This window comes from Bradyrhizobium sp., from assembly GCF_019242285.1.
Taxonomy (GTDB): domain Bacteria; phylum Pseudomonadota; class Alphaproteobacteria; order Rhizobiales; family Xanthobacteraceae; genus Bradyrhizobium.
In genome coordinates this window covers 1-10,500 of sequence record NZ_JAFAVV010000793.1, presented here as the reverse complement: position 1 = coordinate 10,500, position 10,500 = coordinate 1, and the positions used below count along the sequence as shown (strand labels likewise).

Genomic DNA, 10,500 nt, shown 5'->3' with positions numbered 1-10,500 from the left:
AAGGTGCCCAACCCGCCATATTTGGCGGCGAGCTTCAATTGCTCGGCCGTGCTCAGCCACATGTCGCGGGCCTGGGCGAGCAACGCGATATTGTCGCTGTTGGCACGCTCGCTCCGTCTCCGCACCAGTTCCGCCTCGACGAGGCGGAATCTGAGCGCGCGAATTTCCGGTGGATCAGATATCCGCCCGGCAGGCTGCGCACCCTCCCCGCTTCCGATCTCCCGCAGCGGACGCGCGATGCTGGCGGCGATGCCGGCGGCCAGCAGCAGGGCCAACGCACTGATGGCGATCGCGGCGACCGCCGTGGTGCGAATGGTGGCGGCGATCTCGCCGGCAAAGGCGCTTTCCTTGATGCCGACACCGACAGTCCAGCGGCTCAATGTCGGATGCGCATTGGCGTTGATGACCTTGTCGCCCTCGATCGACGTAAACTCCGAGATGCCGGGGACGTTGACGGTCGCACGCCATCCCTCGGACGCGAACTGCCCGGTCTGCGTGGCGTTCCTCGGGATGCGCGAGACATAGCGGCCGCTGGTATCGATGATGCCGACCAGCCAGTCCGAGGGCACCTGCTGCTGCGCCAGCAGGCGGGTGAAATTCACCGCACGCATGCTGATCGCGAGGCATCGGAACGGCCGTCCGTCCTTGAGGATCGGGACGTCCACCGTAGCAATCCATTCGTGCGACGTCGGCCCGACGAAAATGTCCGATACCGAGGGCGTGCCGGTCCGGATCGCCCTGGTTTGCGACTCCCAGCCTTCGATGCTCCGGCTGCCGAGGTCGCGGCCAGGCTTCGCGGCCGTGTTCATCAGCACCCTGCCGTCGAGATCGGCGACCAGGACCCAATTGTCGCCCGTCGCCACCGACGCGCGCTGGACCTCGGCCGCGAAGGCCGAAAGATCGTCCTGCAGCACCGCCGGTGAACGCGCCAGCATCTCGGCCACGCCGGCATGGCGGCGCAACTCGGCATCAACCGCGGCCGACACGGCCTGCACGGAATACAACAGCCCGCGTCGGATGCTGGCGTCTGCGGTATTTTCGGTCGACCCGATCGCGTAGAGCACGAGCCCGCAGCAGGGCGCGAACAGCGTGCCGACCAGCAGCAGAAGACGGGCCTTGATGTTGAGCGCGCCGTAACAGCCTGCCAGCGCCGAGCCGAGCCGGCCCGCCCGTTCAGATCGGCTACCAAATACCATGCTCCGCCCCAGCCCGACTCGCGCACGGGATCCGGCACACGAATCCCTGAACCGAACGCGGATCGGACCGCAGGGTTCCCCCGGCAGGGGCGATTTATTTGCCCGTCACTTGTTCGGTCTGGTCATCTGCCGGCCTTGGCGGGGGCCTTCACCTCCCTGGCGTAGAGGTCCGGCTTGAAGCCGACCAGACGCCTGCGGCCGAGGTCGAGCACCGGCCGCTTGATCATCGACGGCTGCGCCAGCATCAGCGCCAGCGCCTTCCTCTCGTCGAGACCTTCCTTGTCACGATCAGGCAATTTGCGGAAGGTGGTGCCGGCGCGGTTGAGCAGCGCCTCCCAGCCGAGCTCGTCGCTCCAGGCTTTCAGCTTGTCCTTGGCAATCCCTGTGACCTTGTAGTCGTGGAAATCATAGGCGACGTCGTGGCTGTCGAGCCAGGCCCGCGCCTTCTTCATGGTATCGCAGTTCTTGATGCCGTAGATGGTGATGGTCATGGCCTGAAAACTCCCCGGAATTGCCGCAGCGGGTGTGCAGCATAACCGCCCGGAAACCAAGAACGGCGACCAAAGGCAGCGGAGGTCTCAGGCCTTGAGCGGCTGGTCGGAATCGCCGGACAGCAGTTTTGGAAAGAGCTGACGGAAGCTGAATTCGGTCGCGCCCTCGGCGCGGTCGAAGCGCAGCACGACGTCATAGCGATGGCCGGACCAATGGTCCAGCAGGCTGGTGCCCGCGATGACGGGAATCCGGGGCAGGATGTCGGAGATGATCGCCTTGTGCTCCCAGGCCACCAGCACGACACCGCTCTTCGCCAGCACATCCTCCACCAGCTTCTTCTCTTCACCCTTGGCGATGCTCTCGATCGGCTTCAGGCCAAGCCGCGGCGCGAGCGCCCAGATCGTTTCCGCTGGACGACGGCTCGGCCCGTCGTTGAGATCGTCGGACGCGCCCGGCTTCGCGGCGTAGATGATCTGCGGCGCCGGATAATCCGCGCCCCCCAAGCCGGCACCGAACAGCGCCGCCCAGGCGCCGGCGCGCTGCCAGCCGCGAATGACCAGTGATTCCGTGTCCTGCTGTCCGTCCTCGGTCAGACCGGGGCCGGGCCAGTCCTCACCGGGCTTTTCGGCGTGACGGATGATCAGAAGAGTGAGCGCAGTCATCGGGGGTCTCCAAGGAATGGCGGCACCTCAAAACTATCCCCCGACGTCATCGGAAGCAAATGCGCCAGGCGAGGCAGGCGAGCAAAGCTACCTGTAGATGTCGCCGTGCAAAATGATTGGGACTATTGGACTGGCTGGAGATTTGCGCTGCACTTGCCGTGCAGCCTGATACAGCGGCCAGCAGCCGCTTCTATCGTGGTCAGCCTGATGACCGACCGATTCGGCCGGAATATGGGTGGCGCGCAGTGGTTCGCTGGGTCACCGAAATGCCTGTCTCGAATTATCGGCGCATCTGATGGCGACAGGCAAGACACCAAGGCGCATGATCGGTACTGAAGTCCGGCGGCAGTTTGGAGAAGGGCGGCCGATGGGGTTGGTAGGGAGGCGGTCCTCGTGGGAGCGCCCGTGGCGGTCCATGCACGAGCGGCTGCGCGGGTGGACTCAGGATCGGGAGCTCAGGCCGGGGGTCAGAAATCGGCTCGGACAACTCGTGCGGCGGTCCGCGCGCCGGGAACAGGTTGACGAGAGCTTGGTGTGGCGCCAATTCCAGCGTCAGGCGCGAAACGTCCGTGGCGAGGCTCGCCAAACCTACCAGTAAAGCCATTACGCCGATTCTGGTATGCTCCATGTTCGTCTCCTGTTGTCCAGGTGACGCGCAAATCATGGAGGGCGGGAAACGAGGAAGAAATCGGGAGCAAAAGCAGCACTGTATAGCCGGGGTTTTTCTGATCGGATGATGGGTCCTGATGTTAACCAAAAAAATCAGCCCCCAAATGCGGGGGTCATTCTTCAAGACATTATTCCCTCGCCGGGACTGGGAAGGGTGAGCGCGCCCCCGTTAAGAGGTGCCGCTGGGCCACTGCGGACCACACCCATTGTGCTCGATTGCGTCCTCGAAGCGAGACGTATTGAGCTTGCCGTTGACAGCTAGCGGGATCGTCCTGGCCTGAGCCTGCAGAAAACAAGGAACGGCTGCCCAGCCATCGGCGGCGGGAGAAACGCGCAGATGAATCATGCGGCAATGGCCGCAATCGTGATCGCGACAATGATCCTGATAGAACTTGATGGGCGTATGACCGCGCTCGTCGAATAGATAGATCTCGTTCAACGGCTCATGAAGCCTCGGCTCGAGCCGAAACTCCTCGGCGGCCAGACGAATCAATTCGAGGAATTGTGCACGCACCAAGTGCGCCCTCTCCATGACGCCATTGACTTCGATCACGCTCGCATTGATGCCCAGTTCCCTGGCGGCACGGATGACATTCAGTGTTTGATGCAGTTCGCCCGTAAAAACGATGTCGAACTTGATCGCTCGATCACTCCATCGCGCCAGTAAAGGTAAAACGAATTCGTCGACCAGCCTTTTGCTCGGGATGCCGGTCGGCGAGCTAGGCTTCGACCGTTCCCCCGGCTCGACCGAGTCGATGCCGATGCTAATGTTGTCGAGGTCGGAAGTGACGAGAGCTTCGAATTTTCTGCGATTGAGGAACGGCACCCCGTTGGTGGCGATCCCCCATTTTACGATGCCCGGATAACGCTCTCGCCAGGACCCAACCACCTTCAGCACGCCGACGATGTCTGGAAACATACCGGGATCACCGCCGCTGAATTTGACGCTCCTGACACCATAGCGCGCCGCCAAATCCAGCAACTCGTCGATGGTCTGAAGCGTCACCACGGTCTTGCGGCCGTGGAGCCATGGCGCTTTCTGCCCCTCATTGTGACAATAGTTGCAGGCAAGATTACACTTGGCTGTCAGCGATATCCGTAGATCGCCGCGGCCGGGAATGATGTTGCGCTGCTCGTCAGGCGAGCACCGTTCCGGCGGAACGTTCTTGAACAGCGGAAGGCTGAGACCTCCGCTTAGCAACTCCGGCTCGGACTGGCCTGGGTGGGATGTTGATGGAAGCCACGACGCGTCGGTCTCGCTGCTTTCAGCGGAACGCATCAGCGGCCTCCAACCAGCGCGAGGCGCAAGGTGTGGCTGTGAGGAAGCATCTAGGCCAGCTTGGGTAGGACGTCAGCCCGCGAGTCGATCAACTGGGGCGAGCCTCAATGGCTCAGAACTGCCTTGAGTGCAAGAGGTCTTGTTGAAAAACTTGTGATTGTGCCTGTCAGGCAACATATAGCCGATGCCCAGTACCGTAATAAGCGCGCCGCTACTACTTACGTCGGCTCGTTGGCATAGATCGGCCGACGAACCGGCGCAACCTGTTGCGGCAGAAAAGCGTTTCCCCGCAGATCGAGCTTCAAAGCCACGCGAAAGAACCGGCTATCCGAGGTCGGCAGGCTGTCCGGTGAAAAGAACGGCTCGTAGAAGCTTTCGATCGGCACGTCCTCCCGCTCATAGCTGCCACTGGGAGATGGCGAATACTTGACCCTGAACGTCAGCACCGATCCGTGACGCCCCTTCTGGCGCCGCCGTCCACTTCTCACGCGGAAGGTCAATCGGGAAAACAACGCCGGCAATCCCTGCAGAGCCGGCACCCAGATATCACGCCTGGCGGCCGCATCGCGTGCACGCGAAATGATCTTGAAAATATATTCCAGATTGTCGTCGGGATTCTCTTCGAAGGCGGAAGGGACGAGCTGCGATAGCGACAGCAGCCCGGCCTGTCCGGCGTGCAGATACATCGGTCCGAGGATCGTGGGTTTCAGGCGCGCGACCTGTAGCAGATCGTTCCGGAACGTATCGAGTGGACCGAGGCTCGACAAACCGTTGGCCGGTCCGAAACACGGGCGCCGCTGCGTCAGAACCTGGAGGCTGTGTCGCAACAGCAGATAGGCCGCCTTGCACCGCGCGACGTTGGAATCACCTCCCCATTCCGTCAGCGCATCGGTAAGCTCATCGTCGTTGTAGCGCACGCGGGCCAACGCTGACCAACTCGTGCTCTGGAGATACGAAAACAGTTGCGTGGCCGACACGACTCTCGCGCGATCCGCGAGTTGCTGCTCGAGTTCATCGAACCAGAGCGACGAGAAGTACAGTATCTGCGTGCTCCATTGCTTCGATTTCTGGTCGATCTCGCCGATCATCCGGATCAGGTCGATCTCCCTGAGCTTGCGTACGACCTCTTTGTCGTAGGTGGAAAGCTGCCTGTATCTCGTCCGGAGGCGATCCCATTGCACCTTTTGGGTGGGAAACTCGATGAACTTGAGGCTTCTGGAACCCGACGAGATCGTCCAGTTCGGAGACGGATGCCCCTCCACTTTCAATTGCTGATCAATGAGCTCCCACAGTCCGATCAGATTGTCCTTGAACAGCAGGGATTGCGGAAACTCGATCACCTCTTCGTTTCGTATGACCTCGTCGATGACTTCGAGAAGATTGTCCAGGATGAGCCCGACCGGAAGCTGGCCGGCCACCAGCAGGTCGGGCCGCAGCGGCTGGCCGTCGGGATCGAGCGCACGGCCGTTCTTGAACACGAAATGCTTGTAGGGATATTTCGCCAGATAACAGCAAAGATTGGCTTGCCGGGCCTTCGCCGTCTGCTCCCACACGGCTCTCAATGACTCAGCCAGCTTGGCATCGACCGCCTGGATGATCCCAAATGCCTCCTTGAAATCGACTCGCTGCATGATACCAGGTTGTAGGTAGATCAGAGTTGCTCTCGCGCATGCCCCCGCAAAGCCGGAAGTCAACCATTTAAATGCATATCAGGCTCATTATAGCCACTTTCACGTTCATGTATCCAGGGTTGTATGAGGTGATCCCAGTTAGTATCGCGCTTCGATGACGCAATGTCGGCATGATTCTGCCACGCTGCAGCGCCGGGACAGTGTCGGTGCGCTCGTTCCCTTCGCGTAGAAGCTTCGGGCTGCGCGACCTCTACGACGCCGGCGCCTTGCTAACACGATCACCCCAGAAACTCACGCAGGCGCTCGACGAACGCGCCCGGATTCTCCTCGGCGATCCAGTGCCCGGTACGCGGCACCCTGAACTCGCTGACGTCGTCGGCGACCTCGCGCATCATGTCCGCCATCAACGGTCCCGTCGTGCTGACCGCGCCGCCCACGGCCAGCACCGGCATCTTCAGCTTGCCGCTTCGCGCCAGCCCCTCGCGATTGTCGGCGATGTCCTGGTCGAAGGCACGGTACAGCTCGAAACCGGCGCGCAGGCCGCCCGGGGCCGCGTAGGCCGCGGCATAGGCGTCGAGCTCGGCTGCACTGATCGCCGACGGGTCGTAGATCCGCGCGTCGACGAAGGCCTGCACATATTGACGCTCGCGGCCGGCCACCAGCATTTCGGGAATGTCGCGCACGGCGTGAAACGCAAATTGCCAGACGCGCGGGTCGGCGCGGAGGCGGTCGAACACCGCCGTGCCCGGCAGCGGCGCGTCCATCACCACGAGGTGAGAGACCTCGTCCGGAAACGCCGCCGCATAGGCATAGGCAACCATCAGCCCGATGTCGTGGCCGATCAGGATCAGCGGGCCGCCGATTCCAAGCCTTTCGCGCACCAGGATGCGGATGTCCCGCGCCATGGTCCGCTTGTCGTAGCCGCCACTCGGCCGCGCGGAATGGCCGGCGCCGCGATAATCCGGCGCGACGACGCAATAGCCGGCCTTGACCAGCAGCGGGATCACCCGCCGCCACGCCTGCCAGGTCTGCGGAAAACCATGCAGCAGCACCGCCATGCGCGGACCCGCGCCGACTGTGACATAGTGCAGCCGCACGCCAGGCGCGATGTCGGCCATGCCGTGATCGAGGGTTATGGAGTCCTGTCCCGGCATCATGACGCCGCTCCGCGTGGGTAGGCGTAGACGGCTTACGGCCGCTTCGGAATGTTCAATCCGCGTTGCACCGCGGGCCGCGCCAGACCGCGTTCCAGCCACGCCGAGACGGCCGTGAAATCGTCGAACGCAACGAGGTCGCGCGCCTCATAGAAACCGACCAGGTTGCGCACCCAGCCGAGCATCGAAATGTCGGCGATGGTGTAGTCGTCATCCATGATCCATTGCCGCCCCGCGAGCCGCTGCTCGATCACGCCGAGCAGGCGCTTGGCTTCCTTCACGTAGCGCTGCAATGGCCGCTTGTCCTCGTAGTCCTTGCCGGCGAATTTGTGGAAGAAGCCGACCTGGCCGAACATCGGCCCGATGCCGCCCATCTGGAAATGCAGCCATTGCAGCGTGTGCCAGCGCCGCGCCGGATCATCCGGCAGCAGCCTGCCGGTCTTCTCGGCGAGATGGTGCAGGATCGCGCCGGACTCGAACAGGCCGAGCGGCGCCCCGCCCGGCCCGTCAGGATCGATGATCGCCGGGATCTTGCCGTTCGGGTTGAGCGAGAGGAATTCCGGCGTCCTCTGGTCGTCCTTGCTGAAGTCGACCAGATGCACCTCATAGGGTAGGCCGATCTCCTCCAGCATGATGGACACCTTGACGCCGTTCGGCGTCGGCAGCGAGTAGAGTTGCAACCGGTCGGAATGCTGTGCCGGCCAGCGCCTTGTGATGGGAAAGCCCGAGAGATCCGCCATGGCGATGCCTGCCTTGCTCCTGAATGGTTGCCTTCGCAGTTAATGACTTGGACTGCCTCCGGCAAGAGACCGCGGCGCGCCGTCCATCAAAACGTCATTCAGCCGCGGTTCATGCGGCGCGACCGACCATCGTCGATCGACACGGCTCAAACTGGAGCCCCGCATGCAACCGCTGAGCCGACGCCGGACGATCAGCCTCGCCTCCTCGTTCGCGGCGCTGTCCTTGCTGAGGCGTCGGGCCGATGCACAGGCCGCACCTGGCGCAGCCACATTCGAAATGGCGAGCTTTCTTGGTCCGGGCGCCGACGTCGACGCGGCCTTCGCCAAGGCGATCGCAGCCATCGAGAAGGAGGGCGGCGACGCAGCCAAGGGCGGCGGCCCGATCCACATCGCCTTCAATCTGCAGAAGAACGCGACCTATCGGATCAAGCGTCCCCTCGCCTTCAGGAAGCTCGACGGCTTCGAGCTCAACGGCAACGGCGCACAACTGATCAACACGACGCGGGATTCGACATTGCAGATTTCCGCATCCAGCCACGTCACCATTCGCGATCTCATCATCGACTATGATCCGCTGCCGTTCACGCAAGGCACCATCGTTTCCTTCGACAAGAAGGGGTTGCAGATCACGGTCAAGGTCGATCCCGGCTATCCCGACGATAGCGCCTTCCTGGCCACCATCACCGACGGCTTCTTCAGGGTCATGGACCGCAAGACGAAGGCGCTGAAGGCTGGGGCGCGCGATTTCATCACCCCTGCCAAGATCGAGCGGCTTTCGCCCGGCCTGATCGAGATCCATCTGCGCTGGGGTGCGAACGACTGCTTCCCGAGCCAGTTGCCGGTGGCCGTGGGCGATGTCGTCACCATCGCCAACAGCTATGCGCATGCCATCGCGGTCGACGGCAGCACGGCCACGAGCTTCATTGACGTCAAGCTGTTCGCCTCGCCCGGCATGGGACTCTTGGAGAACGGCGGCGCGGGTTCGATGATGCTGAACAAGGTCTCGATCGTCCCCGGACCGCGCCCGAAAGGCGCATCGGCCGACCGGCTGATCTCCACCAATTCGGACGGCTCGCATTTCATCACCGTGGAGCGCGGTCCGACCTTTCAGGACTGCACCTTCGCCAATACCTCCGACGATGCGGTGAACGTGCACGGCTTCTGCTACTACGTCCTCGCGAAGCCTGCGCCGAAACGCTATTTGCTCACGCCGAAATGGGACATCGGGCTTGCGGTCGGCGACGAGATCGAAAGCTGCGATCACGCGAGCTTCCGCTCACTCGGTCGGACGCGGCTCGATGAGCTCCGCAAGCGTCATGCGCCCGAGCTGAAGGAGCGGATCGCGCAGCTCTGGAAGAACAGGAGTCCGCCGACCGAGCCCGACCTGGTCTATGAGGCGATGCTGCGGGACGACCTGCCGCTGAAGGTCGGCGATTCCATCACCTCGCTGTCGAGGATCGGCGCCGGCACCGCGGTTCGGCGGTCGAGCTTTCACGCCTGCGGCCGCGTCCTGGTGAAGGCGCCGAACGCGATCGTCGAGGACTGCCAGTTCACCTATTCCTCCGGTGTCGCGCTGCAGGCTGGCAGCGACATCGGCTTCTGGTCCGAGTCCGGCTTTGCGGAAAATCTCATCCTTCGCAACAACCGCTTTAGCCATTCGGCAACCGGCGCCAACGAACTCATTGCGGGCAACGGCGCACTCGGTGCGATCTATGTCGGCATGTCGGCCCCCGAAGGCGCGAAGGGATTTCAGAACAATTTCCAGAACCGCACCATCACCATCGCGGGCAATCACATCGACGATTCCTATCCTTATGCGATCTTCGTCAGCAACGCCGACGGCGTCCAGATCATCGACAATGCGATCGGCCAGACCTTCATCCGCGGCAGCGCGTTCGACGCCGGGCAGCTCTATGGAATCAAGCCGGACAGCGCGATCTGCATCGGCAGGTCACGAAACGTCACGATCAACAACAACACCGTGGCGCGCGGCAAATTGGTGAAGATCGCGGCTGCGGTGGACGGCAGCTGCGACAAGGCGTCGGTGCATCTCGGCAATAACCGCCTGGTGTGATCGTTGCGGCTTCGAGGCCTCAATAATGGACTTCCATCCGCAGGCCGCGCTCGTCGCGCTCGCCGCCGCCGAGACATGCGATGGAGTCACGCGCGGCGACCGCGCAGGCGCAGGCATCGATCAGGTCGTCGCGGCCGATGCCGGTGCCGTGGCGCTGCGTCAGCCATTTCGGAAGCCTGCGAAAACCCTGCTGCCTGAGCAGCGCGGTGCGCTGGGCGCGGCCGCGCTCGGATTTCTTGCCGTCGAGCCTCACGCCCTTGGCGAGCCGCCGGAAGATCAGCTCCGGATGTGCTTCCCCGATCGTGGCCTGTCGCTCGGGCGTCATGACGTCGTCGACTTCCCTGAGCTTGTCGCGGATGTTCCAGAGCTGGCAGGACACGCCCATGCCCTTGCCTTCGTGCTGCCAGTAGTGGCGGTTGGCGGCGGCCTGATCTGCGAATGTCCACAGGTTGCGCCGCGCGCCGAGAAACACGGATGCGCCGGCGAATTCGCGCGCCAGCAGATCGCAGCGGCGGTGGCCGGCCGTCCCGAGCCCGATCGGCATGTCGATCATCGCCCGCGCATGCGGCATCGACAATAGCCGCGCCAGCCCCGGCGAATAGT

9 protein-coding genes are annotated in these 10,500 nt (G+C 62.9%); 1 reads left to right on the top strand and 8 read right to left on the bottom strand.

Annotated elements, in window-relative coordinates; translation table 11 throughout:
* The 7 genes from JOY90_RS32270 to JOY90_RS32240 form a co-directional block, all read right to left on the bottom strand.
* On the bottom strand, nucleotides 1–1,196 hold a 1,196-nt coding region (locus JOY90_RS32270; protein WP_291695141.1), incomplete at its 3' end, for a cache domain-containing protein.
* A 122-nt stretch (nucleotides 1,197–1,318) separates the two neighbouring features.
* The gene (locus JOY90_RS32265; protein ID WP_291695140.1) at nucleotides 1,319–1,687 is read right to left on the bottom strand and encodes an ArsC family reductase; all 369 of its coding nucleotides are present in this window, start codon (nucleotides 1,685–1,687) and stop codon (nucleotides 1,319–1,321) included.
* A gap of 87 nt (nucleotides 1,688–1,774) precedes the next feature.
* Nucleotides 1,775–2,350, bottom strand: a complete 576-nt coding sequence (locus JOY90_RS32260; RefSeq protein ID WP_291695139.1) for a histidine phosphatase family protein — start codon at nucleotides 2,348–2,350, stop codon at nucleotides 1,775–1,777.
* Between the two features lie 838 nt (nucleotides 2,351–3,188).
* The gene (locus JOY90_RS32255; RefSeq protein ID WP_291695138.1) at nucleotides 3,189–4,298 is read right to left on the bottom strand and encodes a radical SAM protein; all 1,110 of its coding nucleotides are present in this window, start codon (nucleotides 4,296–4,298) and stop codon (nucleotides 3,189–3,191) included.
* A gap of 218 nt (nucleotides 4,299–4,516) precedes the next feature.
* Nucleotides 4,517–5,992, bottom strand: a complete 1,476-nt coding sequence (locus tag JOY90_RS32250; RefSeq protein WP_291695137.1) for a hypothetical protein — start codon at nucleotides 5,990–5,992, stop codon at nucleotides 4,517–4,519.
* Between the two features lie 215 nt (nucleotides 5,993–6,207).
* Nucleotides 6,208–7,086 (bottom strand): alpha/beta hydrolase, encoded by an 879-nt coding sequence (locus JOY90_RS32245; protein WP_291695136.1) that lies wholly within the window; start codon nucleotides 7,084–7,086, stop codon nucleotides 6,208–6,210.
* Between the two features lie 32 nt (nucleotides 7,087–7,118).
* Nucleotides 7,119–7,823 (bottom strand): glutathione S-transferase N-terminal domain-containing protein, encoded by a 705-nt coding sequence (locus JOY90_RS32240; RefSeq protein ID WP_291695135.1) that lies wholly within the window; start codon nucleotides 7,821–7,823, stop codon nucleotides 7,119–7,121.
* Between the two features lie 163 nt (nucleotides 7,824–7,986).
* Here JOY90_RS32240 and JOY90_RS32235 point away from each other — a divergent pair, with 163 nt between their 5' ends.
* Complete coding sequence (locus tag JOY90_RS32235) at nucleotides 7,987–9,897, top strand: right-handed parallel beta-helix repeat-containing protein (protein ID WP_291695134.1); 1,911 nt, start codon at nucleotides 7,987–7,989, stop codon at nucleotides 9,895–9,897.
* Between the two features lie 19 nt (nucleotides 9,898–9,916).
* Here JOY90_RS32235 and JOY90_RS32230 read toward each other — a convergent pair.
* Nucleotides 9,917–10,500: DUF429 domain-containing protein (locus JOY90_RS32230; RefSeq protein ID WP_291695133.1), on the bottom strand; the 584-nt coding region annotated here is incomplete at its 5' end.